Raw genomic sequence first — 26,133 nt, 5'->3', positions numbered from 1 at the left:
CGGTACGGGCCCGATCCGTTCGAGCAGCAGACCGCACGGGTCAAGGTCGTCCAGTTCGAATGGACCCTACCATGAGCGAGACGCACTCGGGCCCCCTCCAGCCCGACCGACCGGACGCCGACGCGCCGTTCCGGGTCGACGCTCCCTTCGACCCCGCGGGGGACCAGCCGGAAGCCATCGACCAACTGGTCGAGGGGTTCGAGTCGGGCGCGGAGAAACAGACCCTGCTGGGCGTGACCGGGTCTGGCAAGACCAACACGGTCTCCTGGGCGGTCGAACAGTTAGAACAGCCCACCCTGATCATCGCCCACAACAAGACCCTCGCCGCCCAGCTCTACGAGGAGTTCCGGAACCTCTTCCCGAACAACGCCGTCGAGTACTTCGTCTCCTACTACGACTACTACCAGCCCGAGGCCTACGTCGAGCAGACCGACACCTACATCGACAAGGACGCCTCGATCAACGACGAGATCGACCGGCTGCGCCACTCCGCGACGCGCTCGCTGCTGACCCGCGACGACGTCATCGTGATCGCGAGCGTGTCTGCCATCTACGGCCTCGGTGATCCGCAGAACTACGAGAACATGGCGATGCGCCTCGAGGTCGGCGACGAGATGGGCCGGGACGACCTCCTGAAGGGGCTGGTCGACCTGAACTACGAGCGCAACGATGTCGACTTCACGCAGGGCACGTTCCGCGTCCGCGGCGACACCCTCGAAATCTTCCCGATGTACGGGCGCTACGCCGTCCGGGTCGAGCTCTGGGGCGACGAGATCGACCGCATGATCAAGGTCGACCCACTGGAAGGCGAGGCCAAAGGCGAACAGGAGGCCGTCCTCGTCCACCCGGCAGAGCACTACTCCATCCCCGAGACCCGCCTGGAGCGGGCGATGGACGAGATCCGAGACGATCTGGACTCGCGCATTTCGTACTTCGAGCGCCAGGGCGACCTCGTCGCTGCCCAGCGCATCGAAGAACGTACCACGTTCGATCTTGAGATGATGGAAGAGACGGGCTACTGTTCGGGCATCGAGAACTACTCCGTCCACCTCTCCGAGCGCGAATCCGGCGACGCGCCCCACACCCTGCTCGACTACTTCCCCGACGACTTCCTCACCGTCATCGACGAGTCACACCAGACGATCCCGCAGATCAAGGGCCAGTACGCCGGCGACAAGTCCCGCAAGGACTCGCTGGTGGAGAACGGCTTCCGCCTCCCCACGGCCTACGACAATCGCCCGCTCACCTTCGAGGAGTTCGAGGAAAAGACCGACCGCACGCTGTACGTCTCCGCGACGCCGAGCGATTACGAGCGCGAACACTCCGATCAGATCGTCGAACAGATCGTTCGCCCGACCCACCTCGTCGACCCGCTGGTAGAGGTCGCCGACGCCACCGGCCAGGTCGACGATTTGATGGACCGCATCGACGAGCGCATCGACAGGGGCGAGCGCACCCTCGTCACGACGCTCACCAAGCGCATGGCGGAGGACCTCACGGAGTACCTGGAGGAAGCCGGCGTCGACGTCGCCTACATGCACGACGAGACGGACACCTTAGAGCGCCACGAGATCATCCGCTCGCTCCGCCTGGGCGAGATCGACGTCCTCGTCGGCATCAACCTCCTCCGGGAAGGGCTGGACATCCCGGAAGTCTCCCTCGTGGCGATTCTGGACGCCGATCAAGAGGGCTTCCTCCGCAGCGAGACGACGCTCGTCCAGACGATGGGGCGGGCCGCTCGGAACGTCAACGGCGAGGTCGTCCTCTACGCCGACGAACCCTCGAACGCCATGGAGTCGGCGATCGAGGAGACCCAGCGCCGTCGGGAGATCCAGCAGGCGTACAACGAGAAACACGGCTTCGAGCCTACCACGATCGAGAAGGAGGTCGGCGAAACGAACCTCCCCGGCAGCAAGACGGACACGACGACGGTCTCCGGCCGCGAGCTCTCGGACGACGAGGAGGCCGCCCGCTACGTCGAAGAACTCGAAGACCGGATGGACGAGGCCGCCAGCAATCTGGAGTTCGAGCTGGCCGCGGACATCCGCGACCGCATCCTCGAGGTCCGCGAGGAGTTCGGCCTGGCAGGCCACGGCGACGACGAAGCGGGGATCGCACCGCCGGCAGAGGAATTCTAACAACGAACTTTTTCCGGTTCGGGGTCGCCAAAGGCGACCCGCTCACCGCAAAAACTTCGATGAAAAAGGCCGACGGTTCGGCCTTCGGCCTCACCGACGGAGAACCGCTCGCTTCGCTCGCGGATGCAGGCGCGTAACGCGACCCAACGAATAACTGCCCCAGCGACAATTCACGTCGATGACCGGCGAGCGTTCCACTCGACGAGCAGGCGAGTATCCCCGCTCGGATTCGGCGCGAATTGCGACCTCGCATCCCGAGTACCGGAGCGTGCCCGCTCTTGCTGCAGGATTCTGCGTCCCGAAGTCACAGACGAAACACCGCTACGGCCGAATCGAAGGCGGTCACCCGATCGCTAGTGTGGCACCACACTAAGCTTTTCATGGCCGGGGCCTTACCGTGACGTATGAGCAGCGAGGGAGTAGATGCCGAAAGTAAGGTATCGGGAAACCAGGCGAACATCCCCGCCCGAATTCGCCGTGAACTCGACATCGACGACGGCGACCACCTCCGATGGCACCTCGAAACCGACGGGAGCGTCCGGGTCGAAGTCGTCCAGCAGCGAGCGGGTACGTTCGCCGAATTTGACGGTTACACCGGCGAAGAGGCGACTGACGTGACAAACGACCACGACGCCTGGGGCGTCGACCGCGAGTAAATGCCCCGTGCACTCGTCGATACGTCGGTTCTCTTCGCAGCGGCCTATCGGCAGGACGGCGCCCACGAAGCTGGACTCCCGATACTCGCGGGCATCGACGATGGCTCGCTGCCGGAGGCGGTCGTTATCGACTACGTGCTTGCAGAGACGCTCACCGGTCTCGTGACACACGTCGGTCACGAGGCCGCCGTCGATCTCCTCGATCGCATCGAAGAAAACGCCCGCTTCCACATCGGCTCGCTCAGCACCGACGCCCTCGCGACGGGTAAAGCACTGTTCCGACGACACGAACCCCTCTCCTTCGTCGATGCCTGTCTCGTCGCGTACATGCAAACCGAAGGGCTCGGCTACCTCTACGCGTTCGACGACGACTTCGATGTCGCCGAGGACGTGTACCGACTCGACATGGCGACGAATCCCTACGATCCAAACTGACGTCGGTTCAGTTCGAGGAAAACCGTCACGCAACGCCGAAGCCGAACTCGGGCATGCCGAAGACGGGTTCCCAGAGGAAGAACAGCGCCACGCCGACGACGAGCGCCGGAAGCGCGTTGTAGATCGTCGCCACGACGGCGGCCTTCGGGTCGATCGCCAGCAGCGGGAACAGCGCATCGCCGTCCTGGGCGATGGCGTTGGCCGCGAGAGCGGAGAAGGGCAGCGCACCTTCGGCGTAGACGCTGGCGAGCAGGATCTGCGGGCCGCAGCCGGGGATCAACCCGACCGCGACGCCGCCGATCGGGGCGAGCACACCCGCCGTCGCGGCGACCGCAGCCACGTCCAGCCCGGAGAGGACCACCACGTACTCGTACCCGGCCAGCGCGACGATCACCCAGACAGTGACGAAGCTCGTCTCCATCGCCGCGTGGGTCAGCGTGTCGTAGACGGAGCCGAACGAGTCGCGTGCGCGGGCGATCTCGCCCTCACCGACGTAGTGACGTCCGATCGCGTAGAGGTACAGCGAGAGGACGCCACCGGTGAGACCGAAGACGGTGAACGCGCCGGCGAAGTCGACGCCGACCGACAGCGCAATTTCGGGGCCGCCGCGCAGGAGGTAGATCGTGCCGAGGACGAGGCCGCCGACGGCCGCGACCCACCAGGCGACGTGCGCGGCGTGCGACAGCGGCGTAAGAATCCGCGACGTTCGGTCGGGGCCGGCCTCGTGGGAGTGCGTCGGCGATCCGGACGGATAGTCGTGGGTTGGGTTCGGCCCGATCCGATTGTTCACGACGGTGCCGCCGTCGGTGGCGGTCGTCCCGGGGGAGAGGCGCGAGACTGCCGCGTCGACGCGTGTGACACCGAGGCCCGCGGTGTCGACGAGATATCCCGTCGCCACCGAGGCGACGAGCGCGATGGCGTAGGCGTAGAGGGCAGCCTCTGGAGCTAGCGCGAGGATGACGAACGCGGAGTCGCCGGCCGTCGCACCCAGCGTGGCCACGACGGTGCCGAAGCTGACCGACCCACGGACGTACAGCGGCATGACGACGATCGCTCCACCGCAACCGGGCGTGAGGCCAAGGAGGCCGCCGATGAGCGGCTGGAGGCGCTCGTTGTCCTCGATGGCGCGGAGCAGTGCGCCGTCGGTTCGATACTGGACGAGTCCGAACGCGAGCACCGTCACCGCGACGAAGACGCTCACCTGGACGTAGCCGTCCCGCAGCGACGCGAGCAGAATCGAGAGCGGATCAGCCACGCCGGTCACCTCGCGAGTGGCGCGGATAGATTAGACGCATCTAATCCTATCTTTAGTAGATGGTGGTAAATAGCTTTCGGCGAGGAAGTTTCGGCCGCGGTGCTCGGCGACGAGGACGCTGAAAACGGATTCGCACAACCGTAGCCCCATGGGACGACGAGTTCGTTCAGAATTCGCTTCAGAACGACGAGTCCCGATCTCGGCCGCCCCGGGTCTCAGGTGGGGCGATGGCCGTCACTCCCCGCCCGCAACAGACTCCACCGCGGATATCCGTTCCAGTCCGCGCTCCAGGTCGGCCCGAAGATCGTCGACATCCTCGACGCCGACGGAGAGGCGACAGAGCGTGTCCGTGATACCGATGGCGTCCCGCTGTGCGGGGTCGAGTGGTTCGTGGGTCATCGCCGCGGGGAGTTCGATCAACGACTCCACGCCGCCGAGGCTCACCGCGAGGGTGATCTCGGACAGTTCGTCGAGGAAGGCGATCGCGTCGTCCTGCGTGCCCGCCAGTTCGAACGAGAGGACGCCGCCGTAGCCCGACTGCTGACGGGTCGCCAGTTCGTGCTGGGGATGGGACTCGAGGCCGGGATAGTGAACAGCCCGGACGGCGGGGTGGTCGTCCAGAAACTCGGCGAGTGCCATCGTGTTCGACTCGTGCTGGCGCATACGCAGCGGGAGGGTCTTCACACCGCGGAGGGTGAGGTAGCTGTCGAACGGCGAGAGTACGCCGCCGGCGGTGATCTGCTGGGTGAGTTCGAGTTCCTCCGCGAGGGCCGCGTCGTCCGTGATCACGGCGCCGCCGATCGAGTCGCTGTGACCATTGATGTACTTCGTCGTGCTGTGGGCGACGAGGTCGGCTCCGAGGTCGAGCGGTTGCTGGAAGTAGGGGCTGAGGAAGGTGTTGTCCACGCCGACCAGCGCATCGCGATCGTGTGCCAGCTCGGCAATTGCCTCGATATCACAGAGACGAAGCAGGGGGTTCGTCGGCGTCTCCAACCAGACGAGTTTCGTGCGTTCGTCGACGGCCGTGTCGACCGCGTCTATGTCCGTCGCGTCGACGAACGTCACCTCGACATCGAATCGGCGGGCGAACAGTTCCGTGAACATCCGCTTCGTGCCCGCGTAGAGATCCTCGAACGCGACGAGTCGGTCGCCGGGCTCCAGAATCGACAGTCCCACCGCCGCGATCGCGGCCGTGCCGGAGGCGAACGCCATCGCGTGCTCGCCGCCTTCGAGCGAGGCGAGTCGGTTCTCCAATGCTCGCCGCGTCGGATTCGAGAGGCGTCCGTAGAGGTACTGTCCTGCGTCGGGATCGACGTCGTCGAGCCCCATCGACGGATCCAGCGCCTCCAGACCGTACGTCGAGGCGAGGTGGATTGGCGACACCGCATCGCCGTACCCACCCTCGTGGGCGAGCGCCTTCTCCCCCGCCGTCACGGCGCGAGTGTCGAACGCGGTCGACCGCTCGGGTTCGTGCATGCGATAGCCTCACAGCCACACGGATATGAATCGTGTGCATATTTCAGTAATCTGGCGTGAGTGTTATATTAACTTCAGTTATCCAAGGCGGTACTCGCCAGATTTTCGCCGGCGTCGAACACCGAGCGGGACACCACCACAATTAGGAAAACGGCCGGAGTCACCCCCGACGAGACATCGAGCGAGCGACACGTTCTATCCATCAGCACCGGTTTCTGTCCACTAGCACCTGCAACGGAACCGATAACTCACTGTAGTGTAGCAGAGAGTGTATGAACGTATCGCGACGTGAGGTTTCGGCGCTGCTCGCCGGGTCGACACTCGTCTCGACGGCCGGGTGCGTCGACTTCCTCGCAGCCGAGGAGACGGGGCCGGCGATCGGCCCAACGGACTGGCCGAGCTTCCAGCGGACGGCCCGGAACCACGGGTACACCGAGGCGGGCGGCCCGAGCGACGAGCCGACCGAACGGTGGCGCGTCGACCTTCCCGGTGGCGTCGGCGAGCAGGTCGCAGTCGTCGACGGAACCGTCTACGTCTGCACCGAGTCGGGCTCCGTCCACGCGCTCGACGCAAAGTCTGGCGACGAGGAGTGGGCGGAGCACGACTACGGCGCGCGGGCACACTGCCCGTGTGTGGTCGACGGCAACCTCGTCTTCGGAACGGAAACAGGTGACATCGTCGCGCTCGACCGGACGGACGGGAGTGAGGCGTGGACGACCGAACTATCGGGGCCCGTCGCCGGACCCACGCCAGCCGGGGGCGAACTTTACGTCGGGACGACGGAATCGCCCCGAGTTTACGCGCTCGAGGCGACAGACGGCGAAATCGAGTGGGACGTTCCCGTCGACGCGCCGGTCGTCGACTACCCCGCCGTGACGGACGACGCCGTCCACGTCGGCCTGGAGAACACCGCGATGCTGCAGGGCTGGATTCATCGCCTCGACCGAGAATCTGGCGACACCGTCTGGCGACGGGACGGAACGCGAATGCAGTCGCCGGTTGTCGCAGACCAGACCATCTACGCCCCGTCGCTCACGATGTCGATGTATCGGCCTTCGGGCGTCTATGCCGGCGAAATGTCCGTCTCCGGACACATCCTCTGGACGCCGGCCGTGACAGACGGGACGTCCGTCGTGATCGGAACGGGCGGCATCCTCGCCACGAAATCCCACGACGACGGGCCCGACTGGATCCTCGAACTCGAGGGGCGACCGCACTCGGGTCCGGTCGTCGCCGACGACCGCGTGTATCTCGCCGGCGACGAGGCTGTCCTCGTCAGCATCGACTACCAGCAGGGAGAAGTGCTGTGGCGACGGCCGCTCGACGGCGAGTTCGGCACGCGACCAGCCGTCGCCGACGACGCGCTCTTCGTCGGGACGAGCGACGGGGCCCTGTACGCGTTCGAGTGAGCGGAGAAACGGGGCGCCACAGGCCCCACCACCGGACCCTACAATTCTAGCGTGTAGACGACCTCTGTTCGGATCTCGCCGCCCATCTCGACCTCGCCCTCGCCGCTCTTCTCGAAGCCGAGGCGCTCGTAGAACCGCCGGCCACCCTCGTTCGACGCGAGATCGATCGCCCGCATGCGATTCATGTGGAAGTCCTCGAGGGACGACCGAAGCCGCTCGTGTAGCGCCGTCCCGATGCCCTCCCGCTGGTGGTCCGGGTGGACGTACATCCGGAGGACGTCGCCCTCGTCCTCGGAGACGACACCGTGGGTGAAGCCGACGAGCTCGCCGCCGGATTCGGCCACTAGAACCGCGGTTCCCGGCTTCTCGAGCGCCGCCGAAAACGATTCGTCGTCGTACCAGTCCGCGATCGTCTCGTCGATCGTCGCCGAATCGAGCTCGTCGTAGGTGTCGTGCCAGGTGTCTCTGGCGACCTCGCGAATCGCCTCGCGGTCGGCCGTCGCCGCCGGCCTGATGGCCATGGTACGTTGTCCCATAGGAACGGCTCCACCGACGAGGGATAAAATGGTTCTCTCAAGCGTATTTGCACGGGTTCAGCTGGAGTTGGACGAGACGGCGCCGGAGAAAGCGACGGGGCGCTACGCCTGGACCTGAAAGCCCCGATCGCGAAGGAGGTCCGGCACCCGGTCGCGATGGTCGCCCTGAAGTTCGATACGGCCCTCGTCCACGGTCCCGCCGGTCCCCATCGCGCTCTTCAGGTCGGAGGCGAGCGACTCGATTTCCGCCTTGGGAAGGTCGAATCCCTCGACGATCGTCACCGGCTTGTCGTACCGTCGACTCTCCGTGCGGAGCCGCAGCACTTGCTCCGCCGCATCCAGGTCGCCGTGCGTATCGAGCTCGTCTAACAGGTCGTCGATGTCCTCGTCGTTTGCCACGTGTGATCGTAGGTTCCGAATCGGCAAAGAGGTATGCACTCGTCGGATCCGCGACTCGACGTCGGCGAATCGCGACCAGGCCACAAAACGGAGACACACCGCCGTCCCACACCGTCTCGCAATTCCTTCTCGATCGAACGCCGTTCAGACAGGCTCGTTCGTGCTTCGAGACCTGCGTCTTAGTCGCACGCGCAGCCCTTGTGACAAAAAGGTTTTATTGTCATCAAGAAACGTCCGAAGTATGGCCGCCATCGAACTCCGCGGCGTCACGAAACGGTACGGCGCCAGCGGACTCCGCAAATCGAACGGTGTGACCGCCCTCCGCGACGTCGACCTGCGCGTCGAAGACGGGGAAATCTTCGGCTTTCTGGGCCCGAACGGCGCCGGCAAGTCGACGACGATCGATGTTTTGCTCGATTACCTCGCGCCGACCGCCGGGTCGGTCCGCGTCCTCGGTCACGACGTCCCCGAGGAGAGCGTGCGAGTCAGAGAACGGACGGGGGTCCTGCCGGACGGTCACGGACCCATCGGCGAGCGTACCGGTCGCGAGCACGTCGAGTTCGCCATCGAAGCCAAAGGCGCCGACGACGATCCGGACGAGTTGCTGGGCCGCGTCGGGATGCTGGGTCCGGAGGAATACCCGGTCGCGCAGTACTCGAAAGGGATGACCCAGCGGCTCCTCCTCGCGATGGCGCTGGCGGGCGAACCGGACCTGCTCATTCTCGACGAACCCACGACCGGGCTCGATCCCAACGGCGCCCGCGAGATGCGCGAGATCATCCGCGAGGAGAACGCCCGCGGCGCGACCGTCTTCTTCTCGAGTCACATTTTGGAGCAGGTCGAGGCCGTCTGCGACCGCGTCGCCATCCTCGATCGCGGCGAGATCGTCACGGTCGACAGCATCGAGAACCTCCGCGAGCGCGCCGGCGGCACCGCCACGGTGACGCTCGAGGTCGCGAATCACGACGAGACGGCTGTCGAGCGCGTTCGGGCCGTCGATGGCGTCGTTTCGGTCCGTGTAGAATCCCCCGCCAACACCGTGTCGGCCGGACGGGTCGCGGCCGCGGCGGGTAAGCGGGCAGGTGGTGAAAACGAGCAGCGGCCGAGCAGTTCCCAGCGCACCGACTCGGCAGAACCCACCGACGGCGCGGGACGGGGCGATGGTGCAGAACGATCCGACGGCGACGCGGGGAAACCTGCGAGAGTCGTCGTCACCTGCGAGGCGCGAGCCAAGGCCGCGGCGATCGCGACGATACACGATTGCGTTCCCGTCACGGACGTCGCAATCGAGGAAACACCCCTCGAAGACCTGTTCGCCGCGTTCACGGAGGGGGTCGCATGAATCGACTCGTCGGGACGCCGCGACGATTGCTCCTGTACGCGCGCGAGGACGCTCTCGACGCACGACGGGAGCACCAGGTACACACCCTCTGGGGACTGTTCGGACTCGTCGGACTGGTGATTACCTATACTGCGAGTCAGGGTACGGGCGCGGGCGTCCGCAGCGAGCCGGTCGGGATGGTTGCATCGCTGTTCGCACCACTCGTGCTGCTCGTACCGCTCGTCGCGCTCGGATTCGTCGCCACGACCATCGTGGAGAAGCGTCGTTCCGGGGCACTGACCGTCCTGCTCGGCCTCCCGTTCGCCCGTCGAACGGTCGTTCTGGGGACGCTCCTCGGCCGGAGTGCGGTGATCGCCTCGGCTCCACTGATCGCGCTGCTGGCGGCGCTCCCGGTCGCGCTCGCGACGGACGTCGCCGTCGACCCCGGACGACTGATCGCCGCCGCAGTCGCCCTCTCGCTGCTCGCGACCACCTTCGTCGCGATCGCGGTCGCGATCTCCACCCTCGCGCGCTCGACGATGCTGGCGACGGTGACGGCCTTCGGCGCCTACGTCGTCTTCGTCTTCGACGGTTGGTCGCAGCTTCCGGCTGTCATCCGGTACGTCATCCACGGGTTCGAGCGGCCCGAGACGACGGCGACGTGGGTCGAAGTCGTGGCGGCGACGAGCCCAATAACGGCCTTTGCAAACATGCTCGCTGGCATCTCCCCATCGCTCACCGACGCGTCGATCGCGAGCGCAGCCGAGAACCCCGAGCTCTGGGAGGAGCCGGCCGTCGCAGGCGCGATCCTCGTGGGCTGGATCGTCGCGTCGACCGGGATCGCCGCGTGGCGATTCCGGGCAACGGACATCTGAAACAGCGAGGATCGGGCCAGGCGGATGAGCGAACCGTCACGAGACGGGGAGAGTGAACGAGTGTCAGTAGCCCTCCGGAGCAGGGCCCATCCAGGAGAGAGGTGGAAGGGCAGACGCGACAGGGACAGACGACACGACAAGGACAGAGACGACAGGGCCCGTTAGAGCCGCGACTTGACCGTCTCCGCGGTCTTCTGGCCGACGCCGTCGACGCTCGTCAGGTCAGCCAGACTCGCCTCGCGCACGTTCTCGACGCTGCCGAACCGACCGAGCAGGCGTTTTCGCGTCTCGGGGCCGATCCCGGGGACGTCGTCCAGCACCGTCCGCACGTCGTCGCGGATCGTCTGGTGATACTGGACGGCGAAGCGGTGGGCCTCGTCGCGCACCCGCTGGAGGAGATGGAGGTGCGGCGCGTCGCTGGGCCAGGCGTGCTCGCGGTCCGGCGTGATCACGCGCTCTTCAGATTTCGCGAGACCGACCGCAGGGACGTCCCAGCCTTCCGCCTCCAGGGCCTCGCGGGCCGCCTCCAGCTGGCCCTTCCCGCCGTCGATCAGGAGGAGGTCAGGATCGGGGCGGTCGTCCCGACCCTCGACGGCGCGAGTGGCCCGCCAGGTGATCAACCGGCGCATGTTCGCGTAGTCGTCGTTCTCGTCGTCTAACTTCTTGCGACGGTAGTCGGCCTTCTCGGCGCTGCCGCCGACGAACGTGACGTCGCTCCCGACGGCCGATTTCCCCTGTGCGTGGCTCACGTCGAAGCCCTCGATCCGGCGCGCGGCGTCGATCTCGAGCGCGTCGGCGAGCATGCCGCACTCGTCTCGGCCGCCGACGTTTCGACGGGCGTTCTTGAGCGCGAGGTCGATCAGCTTCGCCTCGCGACCGGCACCGGGCACCCGGACGGCGACGCCCTCAGCGTCGAGCCAGGCGGCGACCTCCTCGTCGTCGTGGCGCTCGGGGAGCAGGAGGGCGTCGGGCAGGTCGCGTTCGGCGTAGTGCTGGACGACGAACGCGGCGATCACGGTCGGCACACCTTCGTCCGCACCGTAGGGAGCTGCGAGAGTGAAGCGGTCCCGATCGACGAGCTTGCCGCCCTCCGAACGCAGTCTGGCAACGGTCGCCTCCTCGCCCTCGATGGCGACGCCGAGGACGTCGACGGTGTTCGCGTCGTCGTAGGCCTGGACGGCCTCGCCGCCCTCGCCGTGAAAGCGCTCGACGGCGGCCAGGCGGTCGCGCAGGTTGGCTGCACGCTCGAAGTCCTTCGCCGCGGCCGCCTCCTGCATCCCCGACTCGAGCGGATCGGCGAGGATGCCCGTCTCACCTTCCAGAAATCGGCGGACCGGGTCGACGTCCTCGTTGTATGCGTCCGCACTGATCTCGCCGGTACACGGCGCCGTGCACAGGCCCATCTCGTAGTCCAGGCAGGGCCGGTCACGGCCGCTGTACTTGTGATCGGAACAGCCGCGAATCCCGTAGGTCTCGCGCAAGGCCTTCACGACCGTCTCGACCCGCGTCTTCTTGGTGTACGGGCCGAACACGGTCGCCGATTCGTCGGGATCTCGCGTAATCTCGATCCGCGGCACGTCGTGAGCCGTCAGCTGGACCATCGGGTAGGACTTGTCGTCCTTGAGTCGGACGTTGTACCGCGGCTGGTGGCGCTTGATGAGGTTCGCTTCGAGCAACAGCGCCTGCGTCTCCGTGTCCGTGACGGCGACGTCGATCGCGCCGGCCTCGCGAACCATCCGCGCGATCCGTGCGCTCCGGGGATCGGCATAGGAACGCACCCGCGACCGGACGTCGACGGCCTTCCCGACGTACAGCGTCGTCTCCCCGTCGAGAAACTGGTAGACGCCGGGCTCGGTCGGGAGGTCGCCGGCTCGCTCACGAACCGACTGCGGCTGCATCGAACCCGGATAGGGCGTCGAGCGGTATCAGCGTGACGCGTTCGACCGAGCGTCGTGACCGAGGCGAGTCAGCCTCGATCTGGCCCCGCGTCAGTATTGGCACCGCTCTCCGACGCGGTGACGGACGGGCCGGCGCCGTGTTCGCCGCCGGGCGATTCCGACTCGACCGCCCCTGACTCCGGCTTGGCCTCAACCGGCCCCGAATCCGGCCCGGCCTCGATCGCCCGCGTGAGAACGGCAACGGACTGGTCCGGAGTATTTGGCGGTGGGATCGAGAGATCGGGCGCTCCCGACACGGCGACGACGAGGCGTTCCTGACGGCTCTTGAGGTACCGGGCGAACGCGGCGAGGCCGCCGAGGAGGCCGATGAGACCGAGCAGAACGAGGAGGTGACCGAGTGTATCGAGAACGGTCGCGAGCGTGTCGAGTGTCCCCTGGACGGTCCCCGCCATCGGTCCGCGACTCTCGACGGTCGGAACGAGGCCCGCAAAGTCCACCGAGACCCCGACGAGCGCGACGAGCGTCCCGACGGTGCTCAGCAGCAGCGCCCAGCCGAGCAGGCGAAGCGACTCCCGCGTCTCCGTACGGACGTCGACGGCGTTGGGTCGGTCGACATCACGGAATCGCGGCCCGTCGGCCGATTTCGGGTGGAACGCGAGCACGCGGTGACTCGTCACGACGAGCGCGTGGTCGCCGGCGTCGACGCGCTCTCGAACGCGCTCGCCTGCCAGCAGGAGTTCCGTGACGCGATCGCGCCAGGCACCGCGCTGTGAGGGATGCCCGTCGGAATCAGGGTCGACCGGTGCTCGATCGCGTCTCACCATGCGGGTGGATTCGACACCCCGGGGGAATAACGTCCCGGCCGTACACCGGCTAGGGGCGGACTACTGCGCGCCCTGCGACTGCTCGCCGACAGACTCACCACGGCGGCTGGCAAACTGGGGGTCATGACCGAAGCCGACGACGAAACCGTCCGCTGCTGGCTGGTCGAACGAACGTTCGACGATCGGAACCTCGTGACACTCGTCTACGCAACGCTCGACGGCGAGCGCTACCAGCGCAAGGAGCGCAGTGCAACCAGTTTGCAGGGCGACAGTGCGGCGACGGCAGCGGTCGATATCGAGGTGACCGATCTCGAACCCGTCCCCGACGCCGAGACGCGAGAGCGATACGCGACGGAGGCGAGTCGCGTCGCCGACTCGACGGACCCGGACGAACTGATCTAGGGCGGTACGTGGCACGGCCGAAGTCATCCTGTCGGTACCCCGTGAGAATTACACACGAGTGACAATATTTTTGTTCGGTGGGACTTATCTGTGAGATATGGAATCGATAGCAATCGACGGCGTCTCGAAGCGATTCGGCGACGTCGTCGCCGTCGACGACCTCTCCCTGACAGTCGAATCTGGCGAGGTCTTTGGCTTTCTGGGGCCGAACGGCGCCGGAAAGTCGACGACGATCAACATGGTCCTCGACTTTATCACACCGACCGCTGGCGAGATATCGGTCCTCGGGATGGACGCCCAGACCGAGAGCAAGGCGGTTCGAAAGCGTATCGGCGTCCTCCCCGAAGGCTACCACACGTACGACCGCCTGACCGGCCGCCAGCACCTCGAATTCGCCCTCGAATCGAAGGGCGCGAACGACGACCCTGATGCCCTCCTCGACCGCGTCGGCCTCGACCCTGAAGATGCCGACCGGAAGGCCGGCGGGTACTCGAAGGGGATGGCCCAGCGACTCCTCCTCGCGATGGCGCTGGTCGGCGAACCCGATCTGTTGATCCTCGACGAGCCCACGACCGGCCTGGACCCGAACGGCGCTCGCGAAATGCGCGAACTCGTCCGTGAGGAAGCCGACCGCGGCGCGACCGTCTTCTTCTCGAGTCACATCCTCGGGCAGGTCGAGGCGGTCTGTGACCGCGTCGGCATCGTCCGCGACGGGCACCTGGTCGCCGAAGACACCATCGAGGGGCTCCGTGACTCCGTCTCCGGCGGCGAGACGCTCCGGATCGAACTCGACCGCGTCACGGACGACGCCGTCGCAGCCGCACAGGCGGTCGACGGCGTCACGAACGCCGAACGCGACGCCGCGTCGACGACGCAGACGCTCGTCGTGTCGACGACGGGATCGAAGACGGACGTCCTCTCGGCGCTCGAAGGGGCTGGCCGAACCGTCGAGGACTTCTCGACCGAGGAAGCGTCTCTGGAGGAGGTCTTCAGATCGTACACCACCGAGCGAGCGGAGGTGACGGCATGAGTTACGCCGCCGTCGCCAAGAAGGACTTCCAGGACGGGATCCGGTCGAAGTTGCTGTGGATGCTAATGGCGCTTTTCATCGTCTCGATCGCCGGGTTCGCGCTCTGGGCCGTCCTCCAGAACACGGACGTTGGCGGTAGCGGAGACGGGGAAGCCGGACTCGCCTTCGGGTTCGCGTACGTGCTGTCCATCCTGTTTCTGGTCCCGGTGACCGGGCTCGTAGTGAGTATCAAGTCGATCGTCCGTGAACGCGAACTGGGGAGCCTCAAGATTCTCCTCTCGCTCCCGCACACCCGCGGAGAGGTGATCGCCGGCAAGTTCCTGGGTCGAACTGGCCTGCTCACGACCGCGATCCTCGCTGGCTACCTCCCGGCCGCCCTCCTGTTCGGATTCGGCGTCGACAATTTCAAAATGCTGGATTTTGTGGGGTTCACCGTCGTCACGGTGCTCTTCGGCATCATGTTCGTCGCCGTCGGGATCGGTGCATCGGCACTGACGAAGACCGAAACGCAGGCAACGGTCGCCGGCTTCGTCGTCTTCATCGCCATGTACACCTGGAACTTGGTGTTTGGTCGAGTGAACAGCACCCTCGACTTGCTCAGCGGTAATGCGCTGTCTTTCGTCGAGCGGTTCTGGATGTTCAACCTGTATGCGGACATGTCGACTGCCATCGCCTCGCTCTGGACCGACACCGATAGCGCCTCCGTCGTAGTCTTCAATAGCACGACTTCCCAGCCGTTCTACCTCCAGCACTGGTTCGCGTTCGTCATTCTCGCACTCTGGATCGTCGTCCCGCTCGCCATCGGCTACTGGCGCTTCGAGCGCGCCGACCTCTAACTCGGGTCCGCCCCTCTCCCGACGATCCGCACCCAGCCAACCAGCAGACTCGGGAGCACGAAGACGCTCGCCAGAAACGCGTACCCGATCGTCAGTGCCGTGATGAGCCCGAACGACTGGAGGAACGGCAAGATCGCGACGAGCAAGACCGCGAACCCGCTCGCGGTCGTCGCGGCACTCGACAGCAAGGCGCCGCCGGTCCCGGTGACGGTTTCTCGCAGCGCCAACGCGGTCGCGTCCGCACTCGCGAGTTCCTGAACGAATCGTTCGGTGACGTGCAGGCTGTAGTCCACGCCGAGACCGATCGTGAGGCCGGTGATCATGCCAGTGACGATGTTGAACGGAATGTCGAGCAACGCCATCGTCCCGAGCACCCACGTCAGCGTGGCAGCGACGGGGGCGATGGTCACGACACCGAGCGATGCGCTCCCCTCGGTAACGCGGTAGGCAACTGCGAGGACGACGAGTACCGACGCGAGGGCGACGAACAGGCTCGTGAGCGCCGTCTCCGCGAGTTGATCAGCCGTGAGCCGGTTGACGACGCCATCACCCGTCGCGATCGCGTCGACGCCGTCCCGGTCGGCATCGGCGGTGATCGAGTCCAGCTGGTCCTGAACGGCCACGTCGGCGGCACCTCCGTCGACGGTCACCACCATCCGGAGTGCCTCGTAGTCCCCGTCGTCGCGGTGGACGACGTTCGACGCATCGTCGGGAGCGACCCGGTAGAGAGCGTCGTAGACGGCAGTGACGTTCCGGTCCGGGATGCCATCTCCGTCCACGTCGGCGGCCGAACGCGTCGCGGCAAACGATTCGTTCGCGGCGGCGACGCGGTCCATCAGCGTAATCGGATCGGTGACTGCGGGTTCGCCGTCGGCGTAGGTCGCGGTCACCGGCCCGTCGCGAGCGGTAGCGCGCGCCGCATCGAGGCGCTCTAGCGTCGCTGGATTGGTGACGTCACCGGTGAGCAGAATCGACGCCGTCGTATCCCGCCTGACGAAATCCGCTTCGAGCGTGTGGATCGCCCGCTCGGTCGTGTAGGTCCCCGGTGCGATCGGCCCGGGAAGGTCTTTCACCCAGTCGTCGGGATCCTCCGCCAGGAAGTCGGATTGTTCGAAACTGGCGTCGACCGTCGTCGCGCCGTAGGCCCCGATGCCGCTGACGACGAGCGAGACGACGATGACGGCCGCGGGCGCCCGCGTCGCGAGCGTCGCACCCACGCCGAGAAGGCGACTGATCGACCCGCCACCGGTTCCGACTGCCGGTTTCACTCGATCGACGCCGTGGCGTTCGAGCAGGCCGTCGAGTTCGACCTTCAGGGCCGGAACGAAGAGGCCGAAGACGGCCAGCGTGGCCACGATGCCGATCGCGCTGACGAGCCCGAGGTTTCGGAAGATTTCGAGCGGGCTCGCGAGGTTCGAGAGGAAGCCGATGACGGTCGTGGCCGTCACGTAGACGAGTGCGACGCCGACACTGCCGAGCGCCACGGCCATCGCGCGACTGGGAGCGACCTCACCGGACGGGCGGGCCTCACGGTAGCGCATGACGACGTGGAGGCTGTAGTCGATCGAAAGCCCGATCAGCAGGACGAGGACGACGACAAACGGCTGGCTGAACGGGATCCCGACCCAGCCCATCGTGCCGAACGTCCACACGAGAACGAGGCCGATCCCGGCGAGCCCGAGCAAGATGTCGAGGAGGTCGCGGTAGACGACCACGAGGACGATCAGGACGAACGCGACGGCCAGCGGCCCAACGAGGAGCACACTGTCGACCATCGAATCGGTGATCTCCGTGGAGACGATCCCGTCACCGTAGACGAGAACCGTCAATGAGCCGTCGGTCGGAGCCAGGTCCTGCATGGCCGTCTGGGACGCTTCGAGCTCGTCCGGTGCAGCACCCGGGGCGAACGAACCGCCAGGCGTCTCCTGCGTGACCACCAGTAGCGTCGCGTTCGTCTCGGTCGTTCCCGGTTCGTAGTAGTCGGGCAGGAGTGTGAGCGCCTGCGACGATCGATTCCCGTCACCGGCGAGGACGTCCCCCACGAGCCGTTCGACCTCGTCGTCGGAGAGCGACCGGAGCGCATCGAGTTGAGCGTCGATGTCGGACGCTCGCTCGGGGTCCGGCGGGCCCGCGCCCGTGTCTGACGATGCGATCTTGGTCCGCGTCGCGTTCGTCCAATCTCGCTCCTCGGTGATCGCCGCGGTTGCGACGAGTTCGGCCACGCTGTGGGTGTCGACGAGTGTCTCGTCGACCGTTTCGTCGTCCCAGAGGGCGCGTTCGTACTCGAGCACGGCGACGAGTGTCTCTCGATCGAGGACGTTCTCGTCCCGGACGACGACCTGTGCGGTGGTGGTTTCCGACCCGTCGGTGGAGAAGTTCGCCGCGACGTACTCGAGGGCGTCGGCGGCCTCGTCGTCCGTCTGGAACTGATCGAGTGACAGCGAGCGCTCGACCATCGGCACCCCGGCGCCGATCACGGCCGATGCAACCAGCATACCCACGACGACGAGGCGCGCGTTCTCGGCGACGAAACGGGGCATCCCCACCATCATCTGCAGACCACCCGACGAGCGATGAGACGGCCCCGCCGCAATAGGTTCGGACGGTCGAACCCATTCTCGGGCCACAGCCCCAGTGCCGTCCCGGTTGGACGCGAAACGAATGCGCTCATTACGATCGGAGAGGGCTGGCGCCCGGGTAGTCGAACGGGCGAATATCAGAGAGTGTTACTAACATATTCGAAAGTGGCGTTATTCTTCGGCGTATCGTACGCCCAGACACTCGATGCCTCACGCGAAACTGACGATCGACCTCCCCGCGCACACCTGGATCGGTGAACTCTCGAGACAGCACCCGGCAGTCGTCTTCCGGGTCGTCACCGGCATTCCGGGAGACGACGTCGGGATCGGCCTCGTCCGCCTCGTCGCGAACGACCCGCTTCCGATCATCACCGACATACAGGACCGCGAGAACGTCGAACGGCTCGAACTCCTCTGGAAGCACGACGACGAGGCGCTCCTCCAGGTCGAAACGACCAATCCACTGCCCCTCTTGCCCGTCTGGCGCGCCGGCGTGCCGCTCGAGATGCCGTTCGATATTCAGGATGGACAGGCGACGTGGGAGGTGACGACCTCACGGAGCCGGCTTTCGGCCCTCCGAACCCAACTGGAGAACCTCGGCATCGAGTTCACCATCGAGCACGTCCGCGAGATCGACGCGAGCCAGGCCGACCGGTTGCTCACCGATCGCCAGCGGGCGGTGCTCCGGGAGGCAGTCGAAGCGGGCTACTACCGGACGCCACGCGAGGCGACGCTCGGCGACGTCGCCGACCGACTCGGGGTCGCCAGCTCGACGGCCAGCGACGTGCTCCACCGCGCGGAGGATCACGTCATCCACTGGTTCGCCGAGGAACACATGTCGGGCTGACGAGCAGGGGTGAACGTGCGCCCCACCTTCGACGCCGCGCCGTCGACTCCCGCGAGCTCGACCTACGCGACCTCGATACCGTTCTGTGCGAGGAGCTCCGTGAATCCTGCCTCGTCGATTACCGGGACGTCGTTTTCCTCGGCGTCCGACTGCTTCGAGGCGCCGGCGTTCTCGCCGGCGACGAGGTAGTCCGTGTTGCTGGAGACGCTGCTCGTCGCGTTCGCGCCGTGGGCCTCGACGAGGTCCTGGGCGTCGCCCCGCGTCCAGGCGTCGAGCGACCCGGTGAAGACGAAGGTGAGCCCGTCGAGTTCGTCGCCGCCCGCTTCGATCGCCGCAGCCTGTGGCGAGACGTGCTCGAGAAGTTGCTCGACGACGGCCGCGTTCGCCTCGCTCGTGAAGAAGTCGTGAATGGCGCGGGCGACCGTCTCGCCGACCTCGTCGACGGATTCGAGGGCCTCGGGCGAGTCGATCGCCGCCTCACGAACGGCCGCGAAGGTCTCGAACTCGCGGGCGAGTTCGCGGGCGGTCGTCGGGCCGACCAGCTGGATGCCGAGCGCGGAAAGGAAGTCCGGCAGTGGCGGTTCGCGCGCGTCCTCGAGTTCGGCGAGAAGATTGTCTGCGCTGGTCTCGCCCCAGCCCTCGAGGGCCACGAGATCCTCGCGATCGAGTTCGTAGAGGTCGGCGACCGTCTCGAGGAGGCCGGCGGCGACGAGCTGGCGAACGCTCTTCTCGCCCAATCCTTCGATGTCGAGCCCGTCGTCGCTGGCATAGTACTCGATCGAGCGTCGGCGCTGGGCGTCGCAGGCCAGCCCGCCGGTGCAGAAGGCCATCGGCCCGTCGCGCTCGAGCTGGCTCTCACAGACGGGACAGGTGTCGGGGAGTTCCCAGTGGCCCTCGCTCTTCTTTTCGACGACCTCCGCGACGTAGGGGATGACGTCACCGGCGCGCTGGACGCGGACGGTGTCGCCGACGTTGACGTTCTTCTCGGCGATCTCGGAGGGGTTGTGCAGACTGGCTCGCGAGACCGTCACCCCGCCGACGTCGACGGGGTCGAGCAGGGCGACAGGCGTGGCGCGACCCGTCCGGCCGACCTGCACCGCGACGTCCTGGATCGTCGTCACCTCGGCGCGGGCGGGGAACTTGTACGCGTAGGCCCACCGGTCGTGGCGGGCGGTGGTGCCAAGGGCCTCGCGCGACGCGTAGTCGTCGACCTTGATCACGACGCCGTCGATCTCGAAGGACAGGTCGTCCCGGCGGTCCAGGAGGTCCTCGCGGTAGTCGATCGCGTCCTCGATCGACTCGACGCGTTCGACCTCCTCGGTGACCCGAAAGCCCCAGTCGGGAAAGCGCTCCAGGGCCTCCGTGTGGCGCTCGATACCGTCACTCGAGTCGAGCACCTCGAAGAAAAAGACCGAGAGCGGCCGCTCGGCGACGATCGACGGGTCGAGCTGGCGGATCGTCCCCGCCGTCGCGTTGCGCGGGTTCGCGAAGGGCTCTTTCCCTTGTTCGATGCGCTCGCGGTTGTGTTCCTGGAACGCGTCCTTCGGCATGTAGACCTCGCCGCGAACCGCGAGGAAGTCGGGGTAATCGCCGCGGAGGCGCTGCGGGACGGTGCGAATCGTCCGGGCGTTCTTCGTCACGTCGTCGCCCTCCTGGCCGTCACCGCGGGTCACCGCCCGGACCAGCCGGCCGTCCTCGTAGACGAACTCGATCGAGACGCCGTCGAACTTCGGCTCGCAGACGTAGCCGAGATCGGCGTCGACGTCGGTGCGACCGGCTGCGGCGGTGTCGCTAAAGTCGGACAGGGTCGCGGTTCCGTCGTCGGCACCGGCACTATCGACGTCGCCGATGTCGGGCGTGTCGTCGGCAGCCGTGTCAGTGGTCGAGCCGACGCCCAGTTCCCGTCTGACCCGCTGGTCGAACTCGCGAACGTCGTCGACCTCGCCGCTGGCGTCGATCGAGAGCATCGGAGAGACGTGCTCGACCGTCTCGAACGCGTCGACCGGCTTGCCGCCGACTCGATTCGTTGGACTATCGGAGGCCGATCGGTCGAAGTGATCTTCGAGCACTTCCAGCCGAGAGAAGAGCACGTCGTAGGTGCGATCGGCGATGGCCGGGTCGCCCTCGACGTAGTATCGTCGGTCGTGCTCGCGGATGGCCTCACGCAACAGTTCGATCTGGCGGTCGGCCTCGGACTCCTCGATGTCCGCAACGGGCCGGAAGTCGGTCGGCGGCTCCCGGAGGTAGGGGTTCTCGCCGTCGGCGGCGAGGGGTTCGTCGTCGGCACTCATTGGCGGGTCTTGGAACGGGGGGTCGGTAAACGTGCTGGGTTCGGACGCTCGACGGGCGCTACCATCGTCGGCACGAGATAGTCCGCTCACTCCGGCCCGACGACCTCGACCTTGATCCCTTCCGGGTCCTCGCAGTAGAGTGCGTAGTACCCGCCCGCGTACGGGTGGCGGTCATCGTAGAGAACTTCGGCGTCGGCGCGCTCGCGAACGCCGGCGGTGATCGCGTCGACGTGCTCGTTCGAGGCCGCGTGGAAGGCGACGTGATTGAGTCCGGCCGCCCGACGATCGAACGGGTGGTCGGCGGCAACTGCGTCGTCGGCCGCGACGAGCACGACGTAGGTCGGGCCGTTGATCCACGACCGGCCGCCGGCCCAGTCGTTCTGTCGCTCGTAGCCGAGTTCGCCCAGGAGCCAGCCCCAGAAGTCGATCGACGCCTCGAGATTCGAGGCGTAGAGTTCGAGGTGGTGCAACTGGCCGGCGCGGTCGGGATCGCTGTGTCGTCCGTCCTCGGTGGCCGTATCGGACGCGTCGGAACCGTCGGGAGCCATACGAACGATGCTGCCGGTTGTCGCAAAAACCTGTCGCGGCCTCGATTGCCGCTTTCCCGAGACGGGAGTGTCGGGACCGCGTCCATCCGCGTATGACCGCACGAATTCCACAGCCGGGCTTCGGCACGTCGGGCCACGAGGGCGCCGAATGCACCGAGAACGTCGTTCGCGCACTCGAAGCGGGCTACCGCCACATCGACACCGCGCAGATGTACGACAACGAGGACGCCGTCGGCGACGCGCTCGCGCAGGCCAACGTCGACCGCGAGGACGTCTTCCTCGCGACGAAGGTCAAACCGGAGAACCTCGGGGCCGAGGACGTCGTCGAGTCGACCCAGGAGAGCCTCGACCGGCTCGGCGTCAACGCCGTCGACCTCCTGTACGTCCACTGGCCGCTCGACGCCTACGAGCCCGAGGACACCCTCCCCGCGATGGACGAGGTTCGTGAACGAGGGTTCACACGCCACGTCGGGCTCAGTAACTTCGACGTCGAACACCTGGATGAAGCGCGAGAGATCCTCGACTCACCGGTCGTCGCCCATCAGGTTGAGTGTCACCCGTGGCTCCAGCAGGACGAACTGGTCGGGTACGGACGCGAAAACGATATCACGACGATCGCGTACTGTCCGATCATGCAGGGTCGCGCCGACGAGGACGAGACGCTTACCGAGATCGCCGAAGCCCACGACGCCACGCCCCACCAGATCGCCCTGGCCTGGCACCACCAGCGCGACGGCGTCGTCGCCATCCCGAAAGGGAGCGGCGACCACGTCGAAGCGAACCTCGGAGCAAGCGAGATCGACCTTTCCGACGAGGAAGTGGCACGCATCGACGACATCGACCACGAGGAACGGCTGGTCGACCCGGATGCCGCTGTCTGGAACCGATAAGCGTCGCGTCGGTCACAGGGTCGATCGAGTTCCGATACCAACGGACCGGCACGCATACTCGCTCGTCCTGGTGATCCGAGCCATCGTCCCTGTACCGAGCGCGCCACCAGCGTAACGTTTCGAGGACGCGACAACGACGGTCGGGCAAAGACCGTCAGCCGAGGCAGGGCAGAGAGCAGTTGGCGAACGTGCTCCCGAGTTCGTGGTGGCCCGAGTTACAGAAGGGAAAGAACACCGCGAATAGCCTCGCAGCCACATTATTTGAAGTCAAAGAGTATATTGATAAAGGATGCGTTGGATTCCCTGATGGAACGCCGAGAGCTTCTCGTCAGCGGAGGCGTGGCCGCTACAGCCCTCACCGCAAGTGGCCTCATTTGGCGCCAAACGCAACGAAACGTCGCCGTTGAAGTGATAAATCTCACAGACGAGCGCGTGCAAGCGTCTTTGACCGTTTCGACGCCCACAGAAGAACTGGTGTATAACGAAACGTTCGATATCGGTGCCGGCGGGTCGATACCCCGCTACAACGTTGCGGATGTTGACGAGTACAGGGCCACAATACGAGTTGACGACCGAGAACACGTCCACGAGATCGATCCGTTCGTCTGTCATGCACCACTGATCGTATTCGAGTTAGAACCCGGGCGTTCGATTACTAGCTATTCCCGCTGCTAACGACACAAGCGGCACCCGGTATCTCAGACACGTCCGCGATGTCATCCGTACGTACAGTTCGCAAGTAGGATCGCCAGTGACGAACAACGGATCCACGTTCGTCTCGAGAAAATTGCTCGGTCACTCCAGAAATCGGGCACCGACGTCGCCCTCGGGGATCTCACAGCGGTCTTTCTTCCCGAAGAGGCGATAGCGGTTGTTCGCGACGAGGTCGTAGACGGTGTCCCGAAGCACTCGGGGGACGTACCGAAACGGCGAGAGCAGGCGATAGAGACCGCCGAGTCGGCTGGCGATCCGGAGCACGGCACCGGACTTGACGTAGGCCGCCTCGCCCTCGACCAGCACGATCGATTCGAGTTCGTCGGTCGGGAGGTCGTGTTTGGAGAGGAGTTCGCGACCGACGTCTGACTGCAGCGAGGCGAAGTAAAACTCCCCCTCGTCGTCCCGCGGCGCGATGAACTGGACGAAGCCGTTACAGAGGTTGCAGACGCCGTCGAAGAGGACGACCGGTGCGCCGTCCGGAACCTCCGTCGTCATTGCTCGAAGGTAGGGACGCTCGCCAGTAAGGCGTTCCGGTCGGAGACAGGCGATCACTTACCGGTTGTCGACTGATGGGGAGGTTGATGTGGGCGATGGCGGCGCCGGGGAGCCCCCGACACGAAGGGTTTTTCGTCCGCCGGGACGCGGACAAAGCTAATGAGCGAGGACGAACGGTCGAGACGCGGTGGGGGCGGTCTCACCGACGGTGGGGCGCCGAGTGACGATGTCGAACTGGCCGCGGACGGCGGCGTCGAGACCGACGACGTCGACGATGTCGTCCTCGATCCCTGGGGTGCGGCGAGCGTCTCCGACTACCGCAAACTCTTCGAGGAGTTCGGTATCGAGGAGTTCGACGACGTCCTCGCGGACGTGCCGAACCCGCACTACCTGATGCGCCGGGGCGTCATCTTCGGCCAGCGCGAGTACCGTCCCGTGATGGACGCCCTCCGTGAGGGCGAGGAGGCGGCCGTCCTCTCGGGATTCATGCCGACCGGCGACCCGCACATCGGCCACAAACTCGTCTTCGACGAGATCATCTGGCACCAGGAGCAGGGTGCCGACGCGTTCGGGCTGATCGCCGACCTCGAGGCCCACGCGGCCCGGGACCTCTCCTGGGACGAGATCGACGAACACGCCCGCGACTACCTCCTCTCGCTGCTCGCACTCGGGTTCGACCCCGAGGAGGGCGAACTCTACCGGCAGTCGACCAACCGCGCGGTCCAAGACCTAGCCTTCGAACTCGGCATCGAGGCCAACTTCTCCGAGCTGGGGTCGATCTACGGCTTCGACGGCGAGACCGACGTCTCGCACATGCAGAGCGTCGTCACGCAGATGGCCGACATCCTCTATCCGCAACTCGACGAGCCGAAGCCGACCGTCATCCCCGTCGGCCCCGACCAGGATCCACACGTCCGTCTCGCACGAGACCTCGCCTCCCGGATGCGCTACTTCGGCGTCACGGAAGCGTACGCGAGCTTCGAGGCCAACGACGCGGAACTCGCGGTTCTCGCCCAGACCTACGACGCCCGCGAGGAGTACGCCGAAGATCCCGACCAGCCACGATGTACCGAGGCAGCCGAGTGGCTCCGCGGCGAGGGGGACGCCCGGCTCGACGTCCCCGAGGCCGAGGGAGGGCTCGAACGCGCGGCCGATTCGCTCGAAAACGCCGGTATGGAACCGCTGCGGCCGCGAACCCGGATCGTCAACCGACGCGGCGACGACGAGGCCTTCGAGGCGCTGATCGACGCCGTGGAGGGCGAAAAGCGCGTCTTCGAGGAACACGTCGACGCGTTCGATCTGGACCACGAGACCGCCGAGGAACTCGCCCGACAGGTCGAGGTCGACCAGGGCGGCTACGGCTTCCTCGCCCCGTCGTCGATCTACCACCGCTTCATGACCGGCCTCACCGGCGGGAAAATGTCCTCCTCGATCCCCGCGAGCCACATCTCGCTGCTCGACGACCCCGAAGACGGCTACGACAAGGTCAAAGCCGCGACGACCGGCGGGCGCGAGACGGCCGAGCTCCAGCGAGAACTCGGCGGCGAGGCCGACGAGTGCCCCGTCTACGAACTCTACGCCTACCTGCTCGCCGGTGACGACGACGAGTTCGCGACGCGTGTCTACGAGGAGTGCGTCGGCGGCGAACGGCTCTGTGGCGGCTGCAAGGAACAGGCCGCCGAACTGATGAAGGAGTTCCTGGCCGAGCACCAGGAGAAGCGCGCCGAAGTCGAAGAGTTGCTAGATGCCGCCGATATCGAGCTCGAATCACCCCGACGCGGCTAACGGGCGGACCGAACTGCTATCACTGGCTCTCGAATCCAGATTCGGGCACGATAGCAGCGACCGCCTCCACTTCGAGTGCAGCGATGAGTTCGCTCGCGTCGCCACCGACGAGAACCAGCCCAGACCGCGTCGAGGTTTCGCCGATGGCGAGGTCGGTCTCCGACTCGAGATCCGTCGTGAGTTCATCGAGATAGTCGGAGACGAGTTTCTCTTGGCGTGTCCGCATTTCCTCCTGTGCCTCCGATTGGGAAAGATTCCCTTCCTGCACCTCCTGCTGGACTTCCTGTTGAATCGCCAGGAATTCCTGCTGGTTGATCTGCGGTCTGATCGCCACGGTGGTCTCGCCGTCGAGAGACGATGGATCGTCCGTATCGTCAGCGTTCGCGTTGCCGCCGTCTCCCTGGAACTGACAGCCGGCGAGTGTCAGGGCGGTTCCAGTCGCACCGACCTGAACGAGTCGGCGTCGGGAGAGCAAGTCATCCATAGGGCTG

The 26,133-nt window shown here is 66.0% G+C and carries 24 protein-coding genes; 13 read left to right on the top strand and 11 right to left on the bottom strand.

The window, feature by feature from the left end:
* Positions 1 to 71 precede the first annotated feature (71 nt).
* The 3 genes from uvrB to C479_RS10055 all read left to right on the top strand — a co-directional run bounded on the left by uvrB (position 72) and on the right by C479_RS10055 (position 3,229).
* Positions 72 to 2,138 (top strand): excinuclease ABC subunit UvrB, encoded by a 2,067-nt coding sequence (uvrB, locus tag C479_RS10065; protein WP_007701785.1) that lies wholly within the window; start codon positions 72 to 74, stop codon positions 2,136 to 2,138.
* A 404-nt stretch (positions 2,139 to 2,542) separates the two neighbouring features.
* Positions 2,543 to 2,794, top strand: a complete 252-nt coding sequence (locus tag C479_RS10060; RefSeq protein ID WP_007701783.1) for an AbrB/MazE/SpoVT family DNA-binding domain-containing protein — start codon at positions 2,543 to 2,545, stop codon at positions 2,792 to 2,794.
* A complete protein-coding gene (locus C479_RS10055; RefSeq protein ID WP_007701780.1) occupies positions 2,795 to 3,229 on the top strand; it encodes a PIN domain-containing protein in 435 nt (144 codons plus the stop codon). It begins immediately after the preceding gene.
* A 25-nt stretch (positions 3,230 to 3,254) separates the two neighbouring features.
* Here C479_RS10055 and C479_RS10050 read toward each other — a convergent pair whose 3' ends face one another.
* A complete protein-coding gene (locus tag C479_RS10050) occupies positions 3,255 to 4,484 on the bottom strand; it encodes a putative manganese transporter (RefSeq protein WP_049907234.1) in 1,230 nt (409 codons plus the stop codon).
* Between the two features lie 234 nt (positions 4,485 to 4,718).
* Positions 4,719 to 5,960, bottom strand: a complete 1,242-nt coding sequence (locus C479_RS10045; protein ID WP_007701770.1) for a trans-sulfuration enzyme family protein — start codon at positions 5,958 to 5,960, stop codon at positions 4,719 to 4,721.
* Positions 5,961 to 6,232: 272 nt separating this feature from the next.
* Here C479_RS10045 and C479_RS10040 point away from each other — a divergent pair, with 272 nt between their 5' ends.
* A complete protein-coding gene (locus tag C479_RS10040; RefSeq protein WP_007701768.1) occupies positions 6,233 to 7,369 on the top strand; it encodes an outer membrane protein assembly factor BamB family protein in 1,137 nt (378 codons plus the stop codon).
* 38 nt (positions 7,370 to 7,407) lie between these two features.
* Here C479_RS10040 and C479_RS10035 read toward each other — a convergent pair whose 3' ends face one another.
* Together C479_RS10035 and C479_RS10030 are read right to left on the bottom strand one after the other, a co-directional pair.
* Positions 7,408 to 7,890 carry a GNAT family N-acetyltransferase gene (locus C479_RS10035; protein ID WP_007701765.1) on the bottom strand — a complete coding sequence of 161 codons (483 nt, stop codon included), beginning with the start codon at positions 7,888 to 7,890 and terminating at the stop codon, positions 7,408 to 7,410.
* 117 nt (positions 7,891 to 8,007) lie between these two features.
* Positions 8,008 to 8,304, bottom strand: a complete 297-nt coding sequence (locus C479_RS10030; RefSeq protein ID WP_007701764.1) for a translation initiation factor — start codon at positions 8,302 to 8,304, stop codon at positions 8,008 to 8,010.
* Positions 8,305 to 8,545: 241 nt separating this feature from the next.
* On the opposite strand from C479_RS10030, the gene C479_RS10025 reads away from it, so the two are divergent.
* Together C479_RS10025 and C479_RS10020 are read left to right on the top strand one after the other, a co-directional pair.
* Positions 8,546 to 9,646 (top strand): ABC transporter ATP-binding protein, encoded by a 1,101-nt coding sequence (locus tag C479_RS10025; RefSeq protein WP_007701761.1) that lies wholly within the window; start codon positions 8,546 to 8,548, stop codon positions 9,644 to 9,646.
* Complete coding sequence (locus tag C479_RS10020; protein ID WP_007701759.1) at positions 9,643 to 10,500, top strand: ABC transporter permease subunit; 858 nt, start codon at positions 9,643 to 9,645, stop codon at positions 10,498 to 10,500. Before C479_RS10025 ends, C479_RS10020 begins: the two co-directional genes overlap by 4 nt.
* A gap of 161 nt (positions 10,501 to 10,661) precedes the next feature.
* Here the strand turns inward: C479_RS10020 and C479_RS10015 are convergent, their stop codons facing one another.
* On the bottom strand, positions 10,662 to 12,398 hold the full coding sequence (locus C479_RS10015) for an excinuclease ABC subunit C (protein ID WP_007701756.1): 1,737 nt from the start codon (positions 12,396 to 12,398) through the stop codon (positions 10,662 to 10,664).
* A gap of 68 nt (positions 12,399 to 12,466) precedes the next feature.
* Positions 12,467 to 13,222, bottom strand: coding sequence for a hypothetical protein (locus C479_RS10010; protein ID WP_007701754.1), 756 nt, complete (start codon positions 13,220 to 13,222; stop codon positions 12,467 to 12,469).
* A 123-nt stretch (positions 13,223 to 13,345) separates the two neighbouring features.
* Between C479_RS10010 and C479_RS10005 the strand changes: the two genes are divergently transcribed.
* The 3 genes from C479_RS10005 to C479_RS09995 all read left to right on the top strand — a co-directional run bounded on the left by C479_RS10005 (position 13,346) and on the right by C479_RS09995 (position 15,490).
* Positions 13,346 to 13,624, top strand: a complete 279-nt coding sequence (locus C479_RS10005) for a hypothetical protein (protein WP_007701753.1) — start codon at positions 13,346 to 13,348, stop codon at positions 13,622 to 13,624.
* Positions 13,625 to 13,721: 97 nt separating this feature from the next.
* Positions 13,722 to 14,654, top strand: a complete 933-nt coding sequence (locus C479_RS10000; protein WP_007701752.1) for an ABC transporter ATP-binding protein — start codon at positions 13,722 to 13,724, stop codon at positions 14,652 to 14,654.
* Positions 14,651 to 15,490, top strand: a complete 840-nt coding sequence (locus C479_RS09995; protein WP_007701751.1) for an ABC transporter permease subunit — start codon at positions 14,651 to 14,653, stop codon at positions 15,488 to 15,490. The genes C479_RS10000 and C479_RS09995 overlap by 4 nt, the downstream gene beginning before the upstream one ends.
* Here C479_RS09995 and C479_RS09990 read toward each other — a convergent pair.
* A complete protein-coding gene (locus tag C479_RS09990; protein WP_007701750.1) occupies positions 15,487 to 18,042 on the bottom strand; it encodes an efflux RND transporter permease subunit in 2,556 nt (851 codons plus the stop codon). The genes C479_RS09995 and C479_RS09990 overlap by 4 nt on opposite strands.
* A gap of 232 nt (positions 18,043 to 18,274) precedes the next feature.
* On the opposite strand from C479_RS09990, the gene C479_RS09985 reads away from it, so the two are divergent.
* Positions 18,275 to 18,916 (top strand): helix-turn-helix domain-containing protein, encoded by a 642-nt coding sequence (locus C479_RS09985; protein ID WP_007701748.1) that lies wholly within the window; start codon positions 18,275 to 18,277, stop codon positions 18,914 to 18,916.
* A 62-nt stretch (positions 18,917 to 18,978) separates the two neighbouring features.
* Here C479_RS09985 and ligA read toward each other — a convergent pair whose 3' ends face one another.
* A complete protein-coding gene (gene ligA, locus C479_RS09980; RefSeq protein ID WP_007701746.1) occupies positions 18,979 to 21,207 on the bottom strand; it encodes an NAD-dependent DNA ligase LigA in 2,229 nt (742 codons plus the stop codon).
* Between the two features lie 86 nt (positions 21,208 to 21,293).
* Complete coding sequence (locus tag C479_RS09975; RefSeq protein WP_007701744.1) at positions 21,294 to 21,755, bottom strand: VOC family protein; 462 nt, start codon at positions 21,753 to 21,755, stop codon at positions 21,294 to 21,296.
* A gap of 92 nt (positions 21,756 to 21,847) precedes the next feature.
* Between C479_RS09975 and C479_RS09970 the strand changes: the two genes are divergently transcribed.
* On the top strand, positions 21,848 to 22,645 hold the full coding sequence (locus C479_RS09970) for an aldo/keto reductase (protein ID WP_007701741.1): 798 nt from the start codon (positions 21,848 to 21,850) through the stop codon (positions 22,643 to 22,645).
* Between the two features lie 306 nt (positions 22,646 to 22,951).
* On the top strand, positions 22,952 to 23,320 hold the full coding sequence (locus C479_RS16090) for a hypothetical protein (RefSeq protein ID WP_152415869.1): 369 nt from the start codon (positions 22,952 to 22,954) through the stop codon (positions 23,318 to 23,320).
* A 120-nt stretch (positions 23,321 to 23,440) separates the two neighbouring features.
* Here C479_RS16090 and C479_RS09960 read toward each other — a convergent pair whose 3' ends face one another.
* Complete coding sequence (locus tag C479_RS09960) at positions 23,441 to 23,857, bottom strand: thiol-disulfide oxidoreductase DCC family protein (RefSeq protein ID WP_007701737.1); 417 nt, start codon at positions 23,855 to 23,857, stop codon at positions 23,441 to 23,443.
* Between the two features lie 159 nt (positions 23,858 to 24,016).
* Between C479_RS09960 and C479_RS09955 the strand changes: the two genes are divergently transcribed.
* A complete protein-coding gene (locus C479_RS09955) occupies positions 24,017 to 25,642 on the top strand; it encodes a tryptophan--tRNA ligase (protein WP_007701736.1) in 1,626 nt (541 codons plus the stop codon).
* A 19-nt stretch (positions 25,643 to 25,661) separates the two neighbouring features.
* Here C479_RS09955 and C479_RS09950 read toward each other — a convergent pair whose 3' ends face one another.
* A complete protein-coding gene (locus C479_RS09950) occupies positions 25,662 to 26,126 on the bottom strand; it encodes a hypothetical protein (RefSeq protein WP_007701733.1) in 465 nt (154 codons plus the stop codon).
* Between the last annotated feature and the right edge of the window lie 7 nt (positions 26,127 to 26,133).

The organism is Halovivax asiaticus JCM 14624, from assembly GCF_000337515.1.
Classification (GTDB): domain Archaea; phylum Halobacteriota; class Halobacteria; order Halobacteriales; family Natrialbaceae; genus Halovivax; species Halovivax asiaticus.
The sequence above is the reverse complement of the archived record's forward strand: the minus strand, read 5'-3'. Positions and strand labels throughout refer to the sequence as shown.

Coding starts and splice junctions, on each gene's coding strand:
- C479_RS09985 (WP_007701748.1), top strand. CDS start 18,275: ATGCCTCACGCGAAACTGACGATCGACCTCCCCGCGCACACCTGGATC.
- C479_RS10025 (WP_007701761.1), top strand. CDS start 8,546: ATGGCCGCCATCGAACTCCGCGGCGTCACGAAACGGTACGGCGCCAGC.
- C479_RS09970 (WP_007701741.1), top strand. CDS start 21,848: ATGACCGCACGAATTCCACAGCCGGGCTTCGGCACGTCGGGCCACGAG.
- ligA (WP_007701746.1), bottom strand. CDS start 21,207: ATGAGTGCCGACGACGAACCCCTCGCCGCCGACGGCGAGAACCCCTAC.
- C479_RS09955 (WP_007701736.1), top strand. CDS start 24,017: ATGAGCGAGGACGAACGGTCGAGACGCGGTGGGGGCGGTCTCACCGAC.
- C479_RS10020 (WP_007701759.1), top strand. CDS start 9,643: ATGAATCGACTCGTCGGGACGCCGCGACGATTGCTCCTGTACGCGCGC.
- C479_RS10035 (WP_007701765.1), bottom strand. CDS start 7,890: ATGGCCATCAGGCCGGCGGCGACGGCCGACCGCGAGGCGATTCGCGAG.
- C479_RS10045 (WP_007701770.1), bottom strand. CDS start 5,960: ATGCACGAACCCGAGCGGTCGACCGCGTTCGACACTCGCGCCGTGACG.
- C479_RS16090 (WP_152415869.1), top strand. CDS start 22,952: ATGGAACGCCGAGAGCTTCTCGTCAGCGGAGGCGTGGCCGCTACAGCC.
- C479_RS10005 (WP_007701753.1), top strand. CDS start 13,346: ATGACCGAAGCCGACGACGAAACCGTCCGCTGCTGGCTGGTCGAACGA.
- C479_RS09995 (WP_007701751.1), top strand. CDS start 14,651: ATGAGTTACGCCGCCGTCGCCAAGAAGGACTTCCAGGACGGGATCCGG.
- C479_RS10055 (WP_007701780.1), top strand. CDS start 2,795: ATGCCCCGTGCACTCGTCGATACGTCGGTTCTCTTCGCAGCGGCCTAT.
- C479_RS10010 (WP_007701754.1), bottom strand. CDS start 13,222: ATGGTGAGACGCGATCGAGCACCGGTCGACCCTGATTCCGACGGGCAT.
- uvrB (WP_007701785.1), top strand. CDS start 72: ATGAGCGAGACGCACTCGGGCCCCCTCCAGCCCGACCGACCGGACGCC.
- C479_RS09990 (WP_007701750.1), bottom strand. CDS start 18,042: ATGATGGTGGGGATGCCCCGTTTCGTCGCCGAGAACGCGCGCCTCGTC.
- C479_RS09975 (WP_007701744.1), bottom strand. CDS start 21,755: ATGGCTCCCGACGGTTCCGACGCGTCCGATACGGCCACCGAGGACGGA.
- C479_RS09950 (WP_007701733.1), bottom strand. CDS start 26,126: ATGGATGACTTGCTCTCCCGACGCCGACTCGTTCAGGTCGGTGCGACT.
- C479_RS10015 (WP_007701756.1), bottom strand. CDS start 12,398: ATGCAGCCGCAGTCGGTTCGTGAGCGAGCCGGCGACCTCCCGACCGAG.
- C479_RS10040 (WP_007701768.1), top strand. CDS start 6,233: ATGAACGTATCGCGACGTGAGGTTTCGGCGCTGCTCGCCGGGTCGACA.
- C479_RS10060 (WP_007701783.1), top strand. CDS start 2,543: ATGAGCAGCGAGGGAGTAGATGCCGAAAGTAAGGTATCGGGAAACCAG.
- C479_RS10000 (WP_007701752.1), top strand. CDS start 13,722: ATGGAATCGATAGCAATCGACGGCGTCTCGAAGCGATTCGGCGACGTC.
- C479_RS09960 (WP_007701737.1), bottom strand. CDS start 23,857: ATGACGACGGAGGTTCCGGACGGCGCACCGGTCGTCCTCTTCGACGGC.